General features: G+C 42.3%; 28 protein-coding genes. 1 reads left to right on the forward strand and 27 read right to left on the reverse strand.

The annotated features are described in order from the left end of the window. Positions 1-92 precede the first annotated feature (92 nt). Positions 93-1,424: a sodium:proton antiporter NhaD gene (nhaD, locus tag AXF12_RS11385; protein ID WP_066431368.1), complete on the forward strand. Its 1,332-nt coding sequence runs from the start codon at positions 93-95 to the stop codon at positions 1,422-1,424. Positions 1,425-1,531: 107 nt separating this feature from the next. On the opposite strand, the gene AXF12_RS11390 is transcribed toward nhaD, so the two are convergent. The 27 genes from AXF12_RS11390 to rpsS form a co-directional block, all read right to left on the reverse strand. Next, positions 1,532-2,491: a glycoside hydrolase family 16 protein gene (locus AXF12_RS11390; protein WP_082752998.1), complete on the reverse strand. Its 960-nt coding sequence runs from the start codon at positions 2,489-2,491 to the stop codon at positions 1,532-1,534. Between the two features lie 30 nt (positions 2,492-2,521). Further along, positions 2,522-3,454: a peptidylprolyl isomerase gene (locus AXF12_RS11395; RefSeq protein ID WP_066431373.1), complete on the reverse strand. Its 933-nt coding sequence runs from the start codon at positions 3,452-3,454 to the stop codon at positions 2,522-2,524. Between the two features lie 127 nt (positions 3,455-3,581). Then, a complete protein-coding gene (locus AXF12_RS11400; RefSeq protein WP_066431380.1) occupies positions 3,582-4,322 on the reverse strand; it encodes a DUF6261 family protein in 741 nt (246 codons plus the stop codon). A gap of 595 nt (positions 4,323-4,917) precedes the next feature. Continuing rightward, entirely contained in the window at positions 4,918-5,391 is a 474-nt protein-coding gene (gene rplQ, locus AXF12_RS11405; RefSeq protein ID WP_066431382.1) for a 50S ribosomal protein L17, read from the reverse strand. Between the two features lie 30 nt (positions 5,392-5,421). Further along, the gene (locus tag AXF12_RS11410) at positions 5,422-6,414 is read right to left on the reverse strand and encodes a DNA-directed RNA polymerase subunit alpha (RefSeq protein WP_066431386.1); all 993 of its coding nucleotides are present in this window, start codon (positions 6,412-6,414) and stop codon (positions 5,422-5,424) included. 21 nt (positions 6,415-6,435) lie between these two features. Beyond that, on the reverse strand, positions 6,436-7,041 hold the full coding sequence (gene rpsD, locus AXF12_RS11415) for a 30S ribosomal protein S4 (protein ID WP_066431388.1): 606 nt from the start codon (positions 7,039-7,041) through the stop codon (positions 6,436-6,438). Between the two features lie 83 nt (positions 7,042-7,124). Continuing rightward, entirely contained in the window at positions 7,125-7,529 is a 405-nt protein-coding gene (rpsK, locus tag AXF12_RS11420) for a 30S ribosomal protein S11 (RefSeq protein ID WP_066431391.1), read from the reverse strand. Positions 7,530-7,543: 14 nt separating this feature from the next. Beyond that, positions 7,544-7,918 carry a 30S ribosomal protein S13 gene (gene rpsM, locus AXF12_RS11425; RefSeq protein ID WP_015782344.1) on the reverse strand — a complete coding sequence of 125 codons (375 nt, stop codon included), beginning with the start codon at positions 7,916-7,918 and terminating at the stop codon, positions 7,544-7,546. A gap of 2 nt (positions 7,919-7,920) precedes the next feature. After that, on the reverse strand, positions 7,921-8,037 hold the full coding sequence (ykgO, locus tag AXF12_RS11430) for a type B 50S ribosomal protein L36 (protein ID WP_066431393.1): 117 nt from the start codon (positions 8,035-8,037) through the stop codon (positions 7,921-7,923). A 268-nt stretch (positions 8,038-8,305) separates the two neighbouring features. Continuing rightward, entirely contained in the window at positions 8,306-8,521 is a 216-nt protein-coding gene (gene infA, locus AXF12_RS11435; protein ID WP_066431395.1) for a translation initiation factor IF-1, read from the reverse strand. A 9-nt stretch (positions 8,522-8,530) separates the two neighbouring features. Beyond that, on the reverse strand, positions 8,531-9,877 hold the full coding sequence (secY, locus tag AXF12_RS11440) for a preprotein translocase subunit SecY (RefSeq protein ID WP_066431396.1): 1,347 nt from the start codon (positions 9,875-9,877) through the stop codon (positions 8,531-8,533). 13 nt (positions 9,878-9,890) lie between these two features. Next, a complete protein-coding gene (gene rplO / locus AXF12_RS11445) occupies positions 9,891-10,343 on the reverse strand; it encodes a 50S ribosomal protein L15 (RefSeq protein WP_066431398.1) in 453 nt (150 codons plus the stop codon). A gap of 17 nt (positions 10,344-10,360) precedes the next feature. Next, positions 10,361-10,543 carry a 50S ribosomal protein L30 gene (rpmD, locus tag AXF12_RS11450; RefSeq protein ID WP_066431401.1) on the reverse strand — a complete coding sequence of 61 codons (183 nt, stop codon included), beginning with the start codon at positions 10,541-10,543 and terminating at the stop codon, positions 10,361-10,363. 10 nt (positions 10,544-10,553) lie between these two features. Then, the gene (rpsE, locus tag AXF12_RS11455) at positions 10,554-11,075 is read right to left on the reverse strand and encodes a 30S ribosomal protein S5 (RefSeq protein WP_066431404.1); all 522 of its coding nucleotides are present in this window, start codon (positions 11,073-11,075) and stop codon (positions 10,554-10,556) included. Between the two features lie 8 nt (positions 11,076-11,083). After that, entirely contained in the window at positions 11,084-11,440 is a 357-nt protein-coding gene (rplR, locus tag AXF12_RS11460; protein ID WP_066431412.1) for a 50S ribosomal protein L18, read from the reverse strand. Between the two features lie 11 nt (positions 11,441-11,451). Continuing rightward, positions 11,452-11,994, reverse strand: a complete 543-nt coding sequence (rplF, locus tag AXF12_RS11465; protein WP_066431417.1) for a 50S ribosomal protein L6 — start codon at positions 11,992-11,994, stop codon at positions 11,452-11,454. A 19-nt stretch (positions 11,995-12,013) separates the two neighbouring features. Beyond that, a complete protein-coding gene (gene rpsH / locus AXF12_RS11470; protein WP_066431419.1) occupies positions 12,014-12,412 on the reverse strand; it encodes a 30S ribosomal protein S8 in 399 nt (132 codons plus the stop codon). A 19-nt stretch (positions 12,413-12,431) separates the two neighbouring features. Further along, a complete protein-coding gene (rpsN, locus tag AXF12_RS11475) occupies positions 12,432-12,701 on the reverse strand; it encodes a 30S ribosomal protein S14 (RefSeq protein ID WP_013996569.1) in 270 nt (89 codons plus the stop codon). Positions 12,702-12,705: 4 nt separating this feature from the next. Then, positions 12,706-13,257: a 50S ribosomal protein L5 gene (gene rplE, locus AXF12_RS11480; RefSeq protein ID WP_066431422.1), complete on the reverse strand. Its 552-nt coding sequence runs from the start codon at positions 13,255-13,257 to the stop codon at positions 12,706-12,708. A gap of 2 nt (positions 13,258-13,259) precedes the next feature. Beyond that, a complete protein-coding gene (gene rplX / locus AXF12_RS11485; RefSeq protein WP_074860971.1) occupies positions 13,260-13,574 on the reverse strand; it encodes a 50S ribosomal protein L24 in 315 nt (104 codons plus the stop codon). Positions 13,575-13,590: 16 nt separating this feature from the next. After that, entirely contained in the window at positions 13,591-13,959 is a 369-nt protein-coding gene (gene rplN / locus AXF12_RS11490) for a 50S ribosomal protein L14 (RefSeq protein ID WP_066431429.1), read from the reverse strand. Positions 13,960-13,961: 2 nt separating this feature from the next. Then, positions 13,962-14,219: a 30S ribosomal protein S17 gene (gene rpsQ, locus AXF12_RS11495; protein ID WP_002675041.1), complete on the reverse strand. Its 258-nt coding sequence runs from the start codon at positions 14,217-14,219 to the stop codon at positions 13,962-13,964. A 14-nt stretch (positions 14,220-14,233) separates the two neighbouring features. Further along, on the reverse strand, positions 14,234-14,425 hold the full coding sequence (gene rpmC / locus AXF12_RS11500; RefSeq protein WP_066432033.1) for a 50S ribosomal protein L29: 192 nt from the start codon (positions 14,423-14,425) through the stop codon (positions 14,234-14,236). An 11-nt stretch (positions 14,426-14,436) separates the two neighbouring features. Further along, positions 14,437-14,856, reverse strand: a complete 420-nt coding sequence (gene rplP / locus AXF12_RS11505) for a 50S ribosomal protein L16 (protein ID WP_066431431.1) — start codon at positions 14,854-14,856, stop codon at positions 14,437-14,439. 20 nt (positions 14,857-14,876) lie between these two features. Then, positions 14,877-15,623 (reverse strand): 30S ribosomal protein S3, encoded by a 747-nt coding sequence (gene rpsC / locus AXF12_RS11510; protein ID WP_066431437.1) that lies wholly within the window; start codon positions 15,621-15,623, stop codon positions 14,877-14,879. Between the two features lie 9 nt (positions 15,624-15,632). Next, on the reverse strand, positions 15,633-16,043 hold the full coding sequence (rplV, locus tag AXF12_RS11515; protein WP_066431441.1) for a 50S ribosomal protein L22: 411 nt from the start codon (positions 16,041-16,043) through the stop codon (positions 15,633-15,635). Positions 16,044-16,048: 5 nt separating this feature from the next. Then, positions 16,049-16,327, reverse strand: a complete 279-nt coding sequence (gene rpsS, locus AXF12_RS11520) for a 30S ribosomal protein S19 (protein WP_066431444.1) — start codon at positions 16,325-16,327, stop codon at positions 16,049-16,051. Positions 16,328-16,331: the final 4 nt, after the last annotated feature.

A 16,331-nucleotide genomic window follows, 5' to 3' on the forward strand; every position in this document is an offset into this window, starting at 1 on the left:
CAAATTCGTCAGGATTTTTCTTTTAAATTATTTGTGAGTTTCGAAAAGTAGCTTTATCTTTGCGGCATTAATCATTTTAAACAGTTTGGGATATGGAACTTTGGATTGTAGTTATCTTTTTTATTGGGTATCTTTTCATTACTATTGAACATCAAACGAATATTGATAAAACTATCTCAGCCTTAGGGATGGCGGTAGTGTGCTGGACGATCTTGAAGGTGGCGAACCTGACCGTCTTTGAGGTGGGTGCAGGCGGCTTGGAGGCTATCAGTACCACGCCTGAGGGCAACCACGAGGCTATTGACAACTTGCTATTGCACCATTTGGGGAAGATCGCCGAGATACTTTTCTTCTTGATAGGGGCGATGACCATTGTGGAGATCATCGATATGCACCGTGGCTTTGAGATTATCAAGCACTTGATTAAAACAAAGCAGAAAGTAAAGCTGCTATGGATCATCGGGATTATTGCTTTCTTCCTCTCTGCACTGATTGATAACCTTACCACCACTATTATCCTGATTACGATTGTGCGCAAGCTTATCCCTGTGCAAAGTGAACGTTTTTGGTATGCCTCACTGATTGTGATTGCTGCCAATGCAGGCGGAGCGTGGTCGCCAATAGGGGACGTAACCACTACAATGCTGTGGATGGCTAACAAAGTAAGCGCAGGCAAGCTCGTAGAATATGTATTTATCCCATCAGTGGTATGTTTGTTCGTGCCTTTGATTATCGCGTCGTTTTTACCTGCTTTTAGAGGAAATATTGAAGAGAAGGAAGGCGAAGAAAATAAGACTTTTAGAAGCAGTATGCCTGTACTACTCATCGGTTTTCTGGCGATCATCTGCGTGCCTATATTCAAGTCGGTAGTGCATCTGCCTCCGTATATGGGAATGCTCTTTGCGTTGGCTTCGATGTGGTTTATCTCTGAGAAACTAAAACCTATAAGGGAGTTAGACGAGGAACACAGCGTCAATTTCTCTACCCATAGAGCTCTGTCGAGGATTGAGTTCTCAAGTATCCTTTTCTTCTTAGGGATTTTGCTGGCAGTGGCTTCGCTGGAAAGTATCGGAGCGCTGTTTAACTTTGCGGGCACGCTGAAGGACACTATCCCAAGTGAGAACGTTGTGGTGCTGCTGCTCGGATGTGCCTCAGCGGTGATTGACAACGTGCCCCTTGTGGCAGCGAGTATTGGTATGTTCCAAGAGGGCTTAAATGCACCGATATGGCACGAAATCGCTTATGCAGCAGGTACGGGAGGCAGTTTACTCATCATCGGCTCGGCTGCGGGCGTTGCTGCGATGGGTATGGAGAAAATCAGCTTCTTTTGGTATGCTAAGAACATCTTGTGGATGGCACTCTTGGGCTTTGTGCTCGGGTATTTGGCATTGGTAGGCGTAGAATCAATGCATTTATTTGGTTAGTGCAGGTGCTGTTTATCATTTAGAACTTTCATATTCATATTTACGATAAAAAGAAAGTGGGCGGCTTCCTCTGTTGGAAGCCGCCCGCTTATAATTTTACAATCTTATTACTTCTTTTTAGGTACAAATACACGAACGTAATCCACCTCAGTTACCACTTTTTTCAATTGTGCATCTGGATATAAGATCCCTTCATTCTTTCCTCCAATGCCCCCATTGATAATAACGTCCCAAACGCGATCGGTACGCTTATCAGAAGTAGCATCAGTGATAAATTTATTATGGAGGTTTGCCTCACGCGAATCAGTGCGGTACGAATACACCTTTTTATCGTCTACCAGAAAGGTAATAACCGCTTCGGTAGCCTTTTCGGTAGGCTCCACACTCACTGAATAAATATGCCAACGTGTTGAAATCCCCTCAATAGTGGTACGGCGATCCTGCCGCCCTGTTGCAGAGACATTTATATCAAGTTTATTCGTTTTATTATTATGTAAATGTAGGCTTTGGCTCACTTTATCCCTTCCATTCACTCTTGAAAAGAACTCAGCTAAATCCAGCTCAGCAGTACTTGCCCCTTTATAATGTCGCGACCATAGTGCATGCCACGTCCCAAGGTCGTTAGCCACTTTCGCACGTATGTCAATCCTACAATAAAGCGGATAATACATATTCACCTCACGCGAGGAGATCGCCCCTGACCACCAAGCCGTATGTCCGTGGATCTGATTGCCATCGGTGCGCTTTTCAGAAGTGATCCGAAGCACTTGGGCACCGTCGGAGCTCTTTGCTAAAGCTACCATTTCAGGGCGGTAGGTATGTATCATCCCTTGAGGGCGCCCATAAGCATCATTTTTCCCATTGGTTCCGTAAATAAACCACTTTTTTGAGTCGATAGCCTCACCGTTGAACTCATCTCCACCATAATACACCCAACCTTCAGGGGCTTTAGGCGTCGTAGGGCTCAACGGATTGTCGTCTGTCCCTGATTGATGATCATCAGACTTAGAGCAAGCTACCATCGCAAGAGTTAGTAGTAGCGATATGCTACCTATTGATCTTTTCATAAGTTATAATTTTTTAGTTTATAGAACTACCTACCCCACTTTTACCAATTCAACGTCGAAAATCAGGGGGGCATTGGGTGGAATCACTCCGCCAGCACCGCGACTGCCATACGCCAAGTCCGAAGGGATTACAAGGCGCGCTTTATCGCCCTCGTGCAGCAGCAGGATGCCTTCATCCCAGCCCTCAATCACCTGTCCGACCCCTACGGTGAAGCTCAGCGGTTGCCCACGGTGGCGCGAACTATCGAAAACCGTCTTATCAAGCAACATACCCGTGTAATGCACCGCCACTTGGTCGCCGCGTTGCGGTTGAACGCCCGCACCGTGCTCCGTAATCTTATAATACAAGCCACTTTTGGTGCGCTCAAAGCCCACAACCTCTTTTTGAAGTGCCTCTTCAGCCTTACGGCGCGCTTCTTCCTCGCGCAACGCTTTGGCAGCGACGAAATCAGCAAAGACTTTCACCGCATCCCACTTCTCGGCTGCCTCCCCTACCCTGAGGATCTCAATCTGCTCGATTTTATCACCCTGAGTGATGCTATCCACCACTTCCTGACCTTCGACTACCTCGCCAAAGACCGCGTGCTTGCCATCTAAATGCGGCGTTGGGCGGTGAGTGATGAAAAACTGCGATCCGTTGGTGCCGGGACCTGCATTCGCCATTGAGATCACGCCTGCTTTATTATGCTTAAGCTCGGGGTGGAACTCATCGTCGAATCGATAGCCAGGTTCACCCGTACCCGTGCCGAGCGGGCAGCCTCCTTGAATCATAAAGTCGGCAATAACGCGGTGGAAGGTAAGTCCGTCGTAATAAGGCACACCCAGCGGCTTCTGGCTGTTTTTTTGTTTGCCCTCAGCCAGTGCCACGAAGTTGGCAACCGTAGCGGGGGCTTTATCATAGGCTAAACGCAACAATATATTGCCTTTAGCCGTCTTGATTTTGGCATAAATTCCCTCTTGCATATTTTTTAAAGTATTAATTTTTGTGCAAAGATACGATATTTTGTAGAAGTGTAGGGTATATAAAACCAAAAAAAATCGCCTTGAGTGTAAGGCGACTTTTTAAATCATAGCTTTAACCCTTCGGCACTTATTGCGAATCCTTAGAAGATCTGCCTTTTGTTTTTCGGCGTGATGAACGCTGCTTGATAGCCGTATTCGTATCGGCAATAATCTTCTCAACGGCATCGGCAAAGTGCTTGTACTTCTCTGGATTGGCTATACGCATCGCCGAAATATAGGTGTAGAGCTTCGTATTGATAAGCTCCACAAGCGGCTTCTTCATATCGGTTGCCGAACTATCTTTAAGCTGTAAGGCAGCGTATTTTTCGTATGCCAAACGCTTTTCCTGAAAGTCGGTTTGTGCCTTTTGTAACTCATCAATACATTCCTTCACCCCTGTAAGCTGCTCAATGGCAGCCTTGTACTCGTCCTTTGCGTATTCTTTGAGTAAGGACTCCGTATGAGATGATTTCACAGAATAGTTGCCCGAGAGCATATCCTTGCGATGTGCTTTATACACCTTTGCCAATTGCTCGCCCGATGCTTTTACCTTTTCAATAGGCATCACTGCATAGCCTTCGATTACTTTTCCTAAAACCGTAACTGCGCGATCGCGGGCTCGGGCTGCTTTTTTAAGCATCGGAACCCCTACATCGTGTTTAATAGCTTCGGTTACCTTATCCGATAACTGTTTTATCTCTCCAAAAAGACTTACTAAGAATGCGTCGTCTTGGAGTGCCGTCTCGTCTTTATATAAGGCAATTAATCGATCGGAAGTATCATCAACTTCTGATACTCTTGCGTTTAAATTTAGTAATTTTCTTGCCATAATAAAACCTTTTTAACTTAATACGATTATTTCCGCAAAGGTACGAAAAAAAAGAATATCACACAAGTGTTTTCAAGAAAATTTATCAACCGAGTTATTAACAGCTCTTTTCGTTTATGGATTTTTTACGCTATAATGTATTTAAGTTGATGAGAATGCGCTTTTTAAATTTTGGCACTCATTTGCATTTTTATTTATTGGGAGTAGTTTTTAAATTCCGTTGTTCATTTGCATTTTAACACAATCATTAAAATCTGTCGTGCTAATAAACTTTTTCTTATTTTCAGGAAATAACTTTTTCAGTCTTTCAACTTCTAATAATTGGTACCGTTTGAGCTATTTTAGGTATTTATTAAGATAGAAATGTTGTTAAAATAGCCTCTGAGGACTTTTAGGTATATTTTAAAGTCTTCAGAAATCGGTATTTTGGTAAAAATAAAAAGTTTAAGCCAAAAAAAGTTATTTTTAGTTTTCAAAACACACATAAATAGTATTAAAGTTATTTTTTTAAGGGTTTATACCATAAGAAAAGAGCAGCTCCTCATCGGAACTGCTCTTTCATAACTATGAATATAAGTATTTTCAATTTCTATACTTATTCTGCTGCGGCTTCTTCTTTGGGAGCTTCGGCAGCAGGGGTTTCCGCAGTGGCTTTTTTGCGTCCACGGCGTGTGGTTTTCTTTTTCGCTTCTTTGGCAACGTTGTAAGTGGTGTTATAGTCCACAAACTCAATCATTGCCATTTCAGCGTTGTCGCCGAGGCGGTTGCCCAATTTGATGATACGGGTGTAGCCCCCTGGGCGGTCGCCAATCTTTACGGATACTTCTTTAAAAAGCTCAGTAACGGCGTATTTATTGCGCAATCGCGCGAAGACGATACGGCGGTTGTGCGTAGTATCTTCTTTTGATTTGGTTACCAATGGCTCGACAAATACTTTTAAAGCCTTTGCTTTTGCCAAAGTAGTGTTTATTCTCTTGTGCTCGATGAGCGAACAAGCCATATTGGCGAGCATCGCGTTGCGGTGAGCTGTTTTTCTACCTAAATGATTAATTTTTTTTCCGTGTCTCATTTTTCTTTAATTAATAATGCAAAAGCGTGATTAATCCTTATCTAATTTATACTTTGATAAATCCATACCGAAGAATAAGCCTTTTTCGGCTACTAATTCGTCGAGCTCAATCAGCGATTTCTTACCGAAGTTTCTGAACTTCATAAGGTCGGGCTTGTTGAAAGAAACCAAGTCGCCGAGGGTTTCGACTTCGGCAGCCTTCAAACAGTTGAGGGCGCGCACTGAGAGGTCGAGGTCAACGAGTTTGGTTTTCAGCAATTGGCGCATATGCAGCGATTCTTCGTCGTAGATATCCGATTGAGTGATTTCATCGGACTCTAAGGTAATTCTCTCGTCGGAGAAGAGCATAAAGTGATGAATGAGCGTCTTAGCGGCCTCAGTAAGGGCTTGCTTAGGGTGAATGGAACCATCGGTTTTTATATCAAAGACTAACTTTTCGTAGTCGGTCTTTTGCTCAACGCGATAATTCTCAATTGCGTACTTTACATTCTTAATCGGTGTAAAGATTGCGTCGGTAGCAATCACGCCTATGGCTGCATTTGGTTTTGCATTCTCTTCCGCGGGTACGTAACCACGACCTTTCTCGATGGTAATTTCCATAGTGAAAGATACGGTCGATTCCAGATTGCAAATCACCAACTCGGGGTTGAGGATTTGGAAAGAAGAGATATATTTCTGAAAATCACCGGCAGTCAATTGTTTTTTACCAGAGACGTTGATGGTTGCTGCTTCTTCTTCAACGTCATCGACTTGGCGTTTGAAACGCACTTGCTTTAAGTTGAGGATTATTTCAGTAACATCTTCCTTCACACCTGGTATTGTAGAAAACTCGTGCCCTACTTTATCAAATTTTACGGATGTAATGGCGAAGCCTTCCAAAGAAGAGAGCAACACCCTCCGTAATGCGTTACCTATTGTTAAACCATAGCCTGGTTCCAAGGGGCGGAATTCAAATCGCCCCTCGAAATCAGATGATTCAATCATTATAACTTTATCGGGTTTTTGAAAGTTAAATAATGCCATATTTGACTGCTGTCTTATTTATTATTTAGAGTACAACTCTACGATTAATTGTTCTTTAATGTTTTCAGGAATCTGAACGCGCTGTGGGATTGCCACAAAAGTGCCTTCTAATTTTTCAGTATTCCAAGTGAGCCATTCATATACGTTGCTATTAGCAGCTAATGAATTTTCGATAACGCTTAAAGACTTTGATTTTTCGCGTACCCCAACTACGTCTCCTGCGCGCAGTGAGTAAGAAGGGATGTTCACGATGTTGCCGTTCACAGTGATGTGTCGGTGAGAAACCAACTGGCGTGCAGCGGCACGTGTAGGGGCGATACCCATACGGAAAACGACGTTGTCCAAGCGTGATTCGCACAGCTGAAGGAGCACTTCACCTGTTACGTGCTTGCTGCGTTTTGCTTTCTCATAAAGATTGCGGAATTGCTTTTCCAATATACCATAAGTATATTTTGCTTTTTGTTTTTCTTGAAGCTGGATTGCATATTCAGAGCGTTTTGCTCTGCGGCGGGCTTGTCCGTGTTGCCCAGGAGGATAATTCTTCTTTTCTAAGGTTTTATCATCTCCGAAGATAGCTTCACCAAACTTACGAGCTATCTTAGTTTTTGGTCCTGTATATCTTGCCATTTTTTAATCGTTTTCACAAAAGAGATTATGAATTAAGGCATTCCTTCGATAATGAAACTCTTTTGTTTTATTAATACAATGAATTAAACTCTACGTTTTTTAGGGGGTCTACATCCGTTGTGAGGCAGCGGAGTAACGTCGATGATTTCAGTTACTTCAATGCCAGCGTTGTGGATGGTTCTAATCGCTGACTCACGACCGTTACCTGGACCTTTTACGTAAACTTTTACTTTTTTAAGTCCTGCATCGAAAGCTACTTTGGCAGCGTCCTCTGCGGCAACTTGTGCTGCGTAAGGTGTGTTCTTCTTCGAACCTCTGAAACCCATTTTTCCTGCTGACGACCAAGCAATAACGTCTCCTTTTTTATTTGTAAGAGAAATGATCACGTTGTTAAACGTAGCCGAAACGTGTGCCTCACCTACTGACTCAACCACTACTTTTCTCTTTTTAGAGACCTTTGCATTTGATTTTGCATTTGATTTTGCCATACTTTAACTACTTATTATTTAGTTGCCTTTTTCTTATTTGCAACCGTTTTTCTTTTACCTTTTCTTGTACGAGAGTTGTTCTTAGTTTTCTGTCCGCGCAATGGCAAGCCATTTCTGTGGCGGATACCACGATAGCAACCGATATCCATCAAACGTTTGATGTTCAATTGGATCTCAGAGCGCAACTCTCCTTCAATTTTATAAGACGCAACCACCTCACGAATGCGTGTGATCTCTTCATCATTCCATTCGCTTACCTTTGTGTCTTCATTTACCTGAGCTCTCGATAAGATTTCTTTAGCTCTACTCTTTCCGATACCAAAAATGTAGGTCAATCCGATAACCCCACGTTTATTTTTTGGTAAATCAATACCTGCAATTCTTGCCATAATTATCCTTGTCTTTGTTTAAATTTAGGATTCTTTTTATTAATTACGTACAATCTCCCTTTACGACGCACAACAATGCACTCGGGACTTCTTTTTTTAATTGATGCTCTAACTTTCATTTCGCTTGTTTTATCAATAGAGTTTGCAAAACTACAATTTTTTTTAATATCTCTTGTAATTTTAATTCATAAATACAAATCACACGTCTTCCCTTACGGTGCTCTTTACAACATTAATCTACTGAATATAAAACACATACAGTAGCCTTTTGCCCTAAAATATTTTTGATATAAATTTCTCACAGATACTATTTTCTGTGCAGAAATAACTGCATCTGTGAGAAATTTGAGACTTTCGTAAAAGACTTTGCTTAATTACATCACCCGCTTAGTAGCGATAGGTAATTCGCGCTTTTGAGAGGTCGTAGGGGCTCATTTCCATCTTGACTTTATCGCCAGGGAGGAGCTTTATGTAGTGCATACGCATTTTTCCTGAGATGTGTGCAATCACTACGTGCCCATTGTCCAACTCTACGCGAAACATCGCATTGGAGAGTGCCTCCACAATAGTTCCGTCTTGTTCAATCGCTGCTTGTTTAGCCATATAATATAATTAAGATGCTTTTCTATTCTTACCTGTCTTCATCAAGCCATCGTAATGGCGGTTGAGGAGATAGGAGTTTACTTGTTGCATAGTGTCAATCGCTACCCCTACTAAGATTAACAGGGAAGTACCTCCGTAGAACAGTGCCCAATTGTGCTGCATGCCGATAATATTTAGCATCGCTGGGAAAGTGGCGATCAGTGCCAAGAAAATAGAACCTGGGAATGTGATCAGCGACATTATTTTATCTAAATAATCGCCTGTTTCTTTCCCTGGGCGTATTCCTGGGATAAATCCACCGCTGCGCTTCAAGTCGTTAGCCATCTTGTTGGTAGGTACTGTAATTGCAGTGTAGAAATACGTGAAGATGATGATCATCGCTGCAAATAATAAGTTGTACCATATCCCAAAGACGTCGCTAAAATGCGTTTGAACGCTCTTGGCAAATTCTGATTGTGATAAGCCTGCCAACGCTGCTGGGATAAACATCAAGGCTTGCGCAAAGATAATTGGCATTACCCCTGAAGCATTTAATTTCAAAGGAATATATTGGCGTGCACCGAATATATTCTTCTGAGCGGCTGCTCCACCCTCAGCTGTTCTACGTGCATATTGTACTGGTATCTGACGTACTGCCTTGATAAGGTAAATACAAAGCAGGATAATCACAAACCATATAATGATTTCAATCAAGATAAGCATCAATCCACCGTTAGAGGCTGTCAGTCGCGATGCCACTTCAGAAGTGAAGGCTTGTGGCAAGCGCGCAATGATACCCACCATAATGAGCAGTGAAATACCATTACCTATTCCCTTATCAGTGATCTTCTCACCGAGCCACATCGCAAAGATAGTGCCTGTTACTAAGATTACCACCGCTGGAATGATGAAATCAAGTCCCTTACCTAAGATAAAAGCACTTTCAGGAACGCCCAGACGGCTAATTCCGTACAAATATGCAGGTGCTTGAACGATACAAATTACAATAGTAAGCCATCGAGTGATTTGGTTTATCCTTCTACGTCCGCTCTCACCTTCTTTTTGAAGTTTTTGAAGATACGGAATAGCTATCCCCATCAATTGCACTACGATAGAGGCTGAGATATAAGGCATAATCCCCAATGCAAATACAGATACGTTAGCAAAAGCTCCTCCCGTAAAGGCATTTAAGATATCCAACAGCCCCCCACCAGAGGTATTCTTCGCTAATTGGTGTAATTGCTCTGAGTCAATCCCTGGCAGCACGATATGTGCCCCAAAACGATAAACCAAAAGAATACCAAGCGTGAGGATAATCCTATTTCGTAGCTCGTCTATTTTCCAAATATTGGTTAGGTTCTCGATAAACTTCTTCATAATAAATCACATATTACAAGCTCACAGCTTCACCGCCCGCTGCTTCGATAGCCGCCTTAGCACTTGCTGTAAACTTATGAACAGATATTTTTAATTTTGCTTTTAGTTCACCGCCACCTAAGATTTTTACTAAGTCAGTTCTCTTAACTATATGCAGCTGAACTAAGGTTTCTACGTCAACCGTGTCCGTGATCTTTCCTGTCTCAACCAAGTTCTGCAATTGCCCTAAGTTGATTCCTACGTATTCTTTACGGTTAAAGTTCTTGAAACCGAATTTTGGTACGCGTCTTTGCAACGGCATCTGTCCACCTTCAAAGCCTATTTTCTTTGAAAAGCCTGAACGAGACTTAGCTCCCTTGTGTCCACGAGTAGAAGTCCCGCCTTTGCCAGAACCCTGCCCGCGACCAACGCGCTTCCCTTCTCTGTGTATTGAACCTTCTGCAGGTTGTAAATTACTCAAGTTCATAACTTTGTATACGAATATTATTTAACTTCTTCTACAGAAATTAAGTGTTTTACTTTATTAATCATCCCAAGGATATTAGGTGTAGCTTCTTTTTCTGACACCTTCCCTATTCTGCCAAGCCCCAACGCCTCCAAAGTCAATTTCTGATCCTTTGGGCGTTTGATGCTACTCTTTACCTGTGTTACTTTTACTTTTGCCATTGTCTGAATATTAACCTTTAAACAATTTTTCTAAAGAAACGCCACGTTGCTTTGCTACTGTGTCTGCACTACGCAATTGCAACAAAGCATCAAAAGTAGCTTTCACCACGTTGTGAGGGTTTGACGATCCTTGCGATTTAGAAAGCACGTTATGTACCCCTACTGATTCAAGTACGGCACGCACCGCACCACCAGCGATCACTCCCGTACCGTCTGTTGCAGGCTGTAAGTACACGCGTGCTCCGCCGTATTTCCCTTTTTGCTCGTGAGGCAAAGTAGTCCCATTCAGTGGAATGCGCACTAAGTTCTTCTTAGCATCTTCTACTGCCTTTGCAATAGCTTCCGATACTTCTTTTGATTTACCTAATCCGTGCCCTACAACGCCGTTTTCATCACCTACTACCACGATAGCAGAGAAGCCGAATGCACGTCCCCCTTTTGTTACTTTTGTAACACGTTGAACTCCTACCAAACGATCTTTCAGTTCAAGCCCGCTTGGCTTTACATATTCTACATTTTTATATTTATACATAATCTTTCTTAGAATTTAAGTCCACCTTCTCTTGCACCATCAGCCAATGATTTCACACGTCCGTGGTACAGATAGCCACCTCTGTCAAAAGAGATCTTCTCAATACCTTGCTTCAAAGCCTTTTCAGCAATAGCTTTCCCAACCAATGCTGCCTTTTCGGTCTTTGTTCCCTTAGCTGCACTAATTTCTTTATCTCTTGAAGATGCAGACACCAAAGTAGTTCCTTTTGTATCATCTATGATTTGCGCATAGATTTCATTATTACTTCTGAAAACAGCCAAACGAGGTTGCTCCGCAGTACCATTCACTACTTTTCTGATTCTGCTTTTAATACGTTGTCTTCTTTCTATTTTTGATAATGCCATTGTTATAACTATTAAGCTGATTTACCTGCTTTTCTTCTCAATTCTTCACCAACGAATTTCACACCTTTACCCTTGTAAGGCTCTGGCTTACGGAAGCTACGGATTTTAGCCGCTACTTGTCCTAAAAGTTGCTTGTCGTGAGAAGTTAATTTAATGATAGGGTTTTTACCTTTCTCGTTCACTGTCTCAAGTTTGATCTCTTTTGGCAGTTCGATAAGGATATTGTGCGAAAAACCAAGTGCTAAGTCGAGCTTTTGCCCTTGATTTGTAGCACGGTAACCAACCCCTACTAACTCTAATTCCTTAGTGAAGCCTTCTGATACGCCCACGACCATATTGTGCACTAAGGCTCTATACAAGCCGTGCTTTGCATTCTGGTCTTTGGTTTGATCAGTAGTTTCAAACACTAATTGTCCATCCTCTTGCTTTACAGCAATGTCTTTAACCTCTTGGGTTAATTCGCCTAATTTCCCTTTTACGGTTACCACACCATTAGCAATGGTTACAGTAACGCCTGCGGGAATCTTGATGGGTGCTTTACCTATTCTTGACATTCTTTTTGTCTTTTATTGATTAGTAAACATAACAAATTACCTCACCTCCGATGTTGAGCTCACGGGCTTTCTTACCTGTCATTACCCCTTGTGAAGTGGAAATGATAGCAATCCCGAGTCCGTTTAACACACGTGGCAGGCTGTCCGCACCAGCATACTTTCTAAGCCCTGGGCGGCTTGCTCTCTCTATATGCCTAATAACAGGCTCTTTTGTGATCTTGTCATACTTCAAAGCGATCTTGATTGTACCTTGTACGGTAGTATCATCGAACTTGTAGCTCAAGATAAATCCTTGGTCGAAAAGAATCTTTGTGATTTCCTTCTTTAAGTTCGACGCAGGGATCTCCACAACGCGATGCCTTGCATTACTCGCATTTCTAATTCTTGTTAAATAATCTGCTATAGGATCTGTATACATATTCTTGTCCTTTTAATTATTACCAACTTGCTTTCTTAACGCCCGGAATTAATCCCTTGTTTGCCATCTCACGGAATAACACACGTGAAATCCCAAACGTACGCATATATCCTTTAGGGCGACCAGTTAATTTACAACGATTGTGTAAACGTACAGGAGATGCGTTTTTAGGTAACTTTTGCAATGCTTCATAGTCGCCTGCTTCTTTCAAAGCCTTGCGCTTTGCAGCATATTTTGCTACCAACTTCTGTCTCTTCACCTCGCGGGCTTTCATTGATTCTTTAGCCATACTCTTAGTTCTTTTTAAAAGGTAATCCTAATTCGCTTAATAATGATTTCGCTTCTTTATCTGTCTGGGCAGAAGTTACGAAAGTGATATCCATACCTGCAATCTTATTGATCTTGTCAATGTCGATCTCAGGGAAGATAATCTGCTCAGTAACCCCCAAGTTGTAATTGCCTCTACCGTCAAAGCCGTCAGCCTTTACCCCCTGAAAATCACGTACACGTGGAAGTGCAGTAGTGATCAAACGGTCTAAAAACTCATACATTCTCTCACCGCGCAAAGTAACCTTGACACCAATTGCCATACCACGGCGCAGTTTGAATGATGCAACGTCCTTCTTTGAATAAGTGGCAATTGCTTTCTGCCCTGTAATCTTAGTGAGTTCTTCAACAGCGTAATCGATTTGTTTCTTATCCGCTACTGCTTGCCCTACACCACGGCTCACAACTATCTTCTCAAGTTTAGGAACCTGCATTACATTCTTATAGCCAAATTCTTCTTTAAGAGCACCAACAATGCGGTCTCTGTATTCCTGTTTTAATCTTGGTACGTAAGCCATCTCTATATTACTTCGTTAGATTTTTTAGAAATTCGCACTTTCTTACCATCTCTCACCTCATACCCTACACGAGTCGTCTTCTTCGTCTTTGGGTCAATGAGTGATAAGTTTGAAATGTGAATATAAGCCTCTTTTTGAACGATTCCTCCTTGAGGATTCTGCGCACTTGGCTTCGTGTGTTTCGATACCAAGTTCACACCCTCAACAATCGCTTTATTTTTCTCGCGATCCACACGTAATACTTTGCCTTCTGAGCCTTTGCTCTCACCAGCGATTACGCGTACTGTATCTCCCGTTTTAATTTTTAGTTTCATCATTTACTATTTTTAAAAATTAAAGTACTTCTGGTGCCAACGACACGATCTTCATAAACTGCTTATCGCGAAGTTCACGCGCTACGGGTCCGAAAACACGCGTACCACGCATCTCACCAGCTGCATTGAGCAACACGCAAGCATTCTCATCAAAGCGGATGTAAGAACCATCAGCACGGCGTACTTCTTTCTTCGTCCTTACTACTACCGCAGTGGATACCTGCCCTTTCTTAACACTACCGTTCGGAGTCGCCTCCTTCACAGTAACTACAATCTTATCACCTACTGAAGCATAACGGCGTTTGGTACCACCCAACACGCGGATGGTCAAAACCTCTTTCGCTCCTGTATTATCGGCTACTTTTAATCTCGATTCCTGTTGTACCATAATTACTTAGCTCTTTCAATGATTTCCACTAATCTCCAACATTTAGTTTTGCTCAGTGGGCGTGTTTCCATAATGCGCACTGTATCACCAATGTTGCAATCGTTCTTTTCGTCGTGAGCTACATATTTCTTTGTACGCAACACGAACTTACCATACATAGGGTGTTTTACTCGTTTCACTTCTGAAACCACAATCGATTTATCCATTTTGTTGCTCGTAACAACCCCTATTCTTTCTTTTCTTAAATTTCTTTTTTCCATAAGGCAGCTTCGAATTATTGTAATTCTCGTTTAGTTAGCTCACAAGCTAATCTCGCAATAGTTCGTCTTACTTGTCGTAACTGTATTGGTTTCTCTATTGGCGAAATTGCGTGTTGCATTTTCAAATCTGCATACGATTTCCTATACTCACCAAGCTTCTCTTGTAGCTCAGTAATTGTCAATTTTTTAATTTCAGACTGTTTCATTACGCTTTCCATTAATCTTGATAATCTCTTGCTACAACGAATTTAGTTTTTACAGGTAGCTTCTGTGCTGCCAAGCGCAACGCTTCCTTAGCAACTGCAAGTGGCACTCCACCTACCTCAAACATTATTCGACCTGGTTTTACAACGGCTGCCCAGTATTCTACGGCACCTTTACCTTTACCCATACGTACCTCCAAAGGCTTCTTTGTGATAGGCTTATCTGGGAATATCTTGATCCACAATTGCCCTTCACGCTTCATATAACGAGTAGCTGCCACACGGGCTGACTCAATCTGGCGCGAAGTAATAAATGCTGAATCTAACGATTTAATCCCAAACATACCGTTCGAAAGCAACGTCCCGCGATGCGAAACACCTTTCATTCTGCCTTTTTGTACTTTACGATATTTCGTTCTCTTTGGCTGTAACATTTCTTTACTTCTTTAAAAAATTACTTTTTGCGACGTGCTTTCTTAGGTGCACCACCTTGCCTGTCGTTTTGGCGTCCCGCTCCGCTATTGCTGCTGCCAGCAGTCTTCTTTGTCATCCCCACAAGTGGTGATAAATCGCGCTTACCATATACTTCGCCCTTCATAATCCACACTTTGATACCCATACGTCCGTAGGTAGTGTGTGCCTCATCAAGTGCGTAGTCGATGTCAGCTCTAAAAGTAGAAAGCGGAATACGTCCTTCTTTAAAACTCTCAGAACGTGCCATTTCAGCACCATTCAAACGTCCCGAAATCATCACCTTCACACCTTCTGCGTTCATACGCATTGCCGATGCGATAGCCATCTTGATCGCACGCTTATACGATACACGCCCTTCAATCTGGCGTACGATACTTGCTGCTACCAAGGCTGCGTCGAGCTCCGGACGCTTGATTTCAAAAATGTTGATCTGAATGTCCTTGTCAGTGATCTTCTTAAGCTCCTCTTTTAGCTTGTCTACCTCCTGACCGCCTTTCCCGATAATGATACCAGGGCGTGCAGTGGTGATAGTAACGGTTACAAGTTTCAAAGTACGCTCTATAATCACACGTGCAACACTAGCTTTTGACAAACGCGTTAGAACATATTTTCTAATCTTGTCATCTTCTGCAAGTTTATCTCCGTAGTCTTTACCACCATACCAGTTAGACTCCCATCCTCTGATAATTCCAAGGCGATTTCCTATTGGATTTGTTTTCTGTCCCATACTTTTATCTTAGCTTTCTGTGTTAAAATTTTTAGCTCCTAATACCAATGTTACGTGGTTGGAACGTTTTCTAATTCTGTGTGCTCTACCTTGTGGTGCAGGGCGTAATCTCTTGAGGATTGCACCGCCATCCACACGGATTTCTTGTATGAATAAGCCTGCTTCTTCCAAATTCGCATCCTCGTTCTTCGCTTGCCAGTTCGCAATTGCTGAACGCAACAATTTCTCTAAACGAGCTGCCGCTTCTTTTTGGTTAAATTTCAAAATAGCGAGGGCTTTGTCTACTTCTACACCGCGTACCAAATCCGCAACTAAGCGCATCTTGCGTGGCGAAGTAGGGCAGTTATTCAACTTCGCAAAAGCCAAAGCTTTCTTAGCTTCTTTAATTTCTGTTGCTCTTTCTCTTTTTCTAACTCCCATAGCTATTATTTTTTACCTTTATTCTTTGCACCCGCGTGCCCTCTGAACGAGCGTGTAGGTGAAAATTCTCCTAACTTATGTCCCACCATATTCTCAGTGATATAGACAGGTACAAACTGACGACCATTGTGAACAGCTATTGTCTGACCAACAAAATCAGGCGTAATCATTGAGGCTCTCGACCACGTCTTGATTACTGTCTTCTTCCCTGATTCAATATTCTGCTGGATTTTCTTCTCCAAACTATAGTGAACGTAAGGTCCTTTTTTTAATGAACGTGCCATCTTT

Origin of the sequence: Capnocytophaga haemolytica (assembly GCF_001553545.1) — a bacterium.
Taxonomy (GTDB): domain Bacteria; phylum Bacteroidota; class Bacteroidia; order Flavobacteriales; family Flavobacteriaceae; genus Capnocytophaga; species Capnocytophaga haemolytica.